Origin of the sequence: Aeromonas sp. (assembly GCF_051657805.1) — a bacterium.
Taxonomy (GTDB): Bacteria; Pseudomonadota; Gammaproteobacteria; order Enterobacterales; family Aeromonadaceae; genus Aeromonas.
In genome coordinates, this window is sequence record NZ_JBOFLJ010000064.1 from 1 (window position 1) to 1,208 (window position 1,208).

The window sequence follows — 1,208 nt, forward strand, 5'->3', positions numbered from 1 at the left end:
AGCAAGGAGCCCTCTCCCCAAGCCGTGGCTTTCTCTGACAAGAAACCAGCGGCCCGACGCACCAAGCGCAACACCACGGTCCAGATCTTGGACCCCGAGAGACTACCCCCGCCCCAACGCAAGGAAACCGCCAGCCTAAAGGAAGCGCACGATCAGATAGCTGAACTGCAGCGCCAATTGGCCTCCTTCGGAGAGGAGCCGGCAGGAGCCACGACGAGCAAGGGCAAACCCAAACGCTCCGGCAAGGGCAAAGGAAAACACCTCGCGCCTCCGACTCCTCAAGCCCGTGTGACCAAGCCACCCCCTGTCCAGCCCCCCAAAAAGGGAGTGGAGAGGGTCTCCTCCCAATCGGGGTCGGATTCTGAGGACTCGCTTGCACCTCCGGCTCCGCGCGTCCCCGCCCTGAAACCGGGCAAGGACTACTGGTATGCCGTGGTCCATGGCAAATACAGCAGGAGCGGTGTCTTCACCAACAAGGAGCAAGCCCGCGTCCTTCTCGGGGGGCCCCGCACCAAGTACCGAAGAGCTCACTCGGAAGCAGAAGCCTGGGAATTCGTCTACTTCCACCTCGGCGAGGAACCCAACTCCTACCCCGAGACGCTCCCAGAAGAAGCCCCCCCTGCGAGAGCGGGAACCCATGCCGTGGGAGCTGGAGTCCCCCCAGCGGCCGCAGCCGCTGCAATGCCTACACCCACTCCCCCGGGCTCCCAACCCGGCAGCCCACCGGTGTTGCTAAACAACAGAGACCGCTCTACCACCGACACGGAAGAAATCTTTGGAATCAACCTGGACGTCGATACCAAGGTGTTGCGACAGCAGCTCGCACCCCCGGGTATGGCAGACGAAAGAGCCATTCCCCTCATGGAGTGCATGGTCGATGCCGTGTCCCTACCAGGTAAGATCAGCCAGTCGGGAGAGAGCGACGACCTTGGTGCCAACATCCATGCCGCTCACGCGGAATTGATCACTACCAGCAACCCAAACGGAGGCCGTGAAGACATGAACCGGGATTTGAAATGGAGGAACCAGAACCGCCATGCCCTCAAGTCTGTCAGAATCGAGAGTCAGCTCAAGGAAATGGCCAGGGATGTCCAGGAAATCAGGGACCGGTGCCTCCGCAACCTTAGTGCCAAACAGAAGACCATCCTTAGTGTGGAACCCTGGGACCCTTACCTCATCGAGGCTTGGAGCCAGAGCGGATACATCAC

At 60.8% G+C, this 1,208-nt stretch carries 1 protein-coding gene; it reads left to right on the forward strand.

What is annotated here, in order from left to right; genetic code table 11:
• Positions 1 to 726: 726 nt before the first annotated feature.
• A partial coding sequence (locus ACRCYW_RS21755; protein ID WP_438552059.1) for a hypothetical protein occupies positions 727 to 1,208 on the forward strand: 482 nt, incomplete at its 3' end.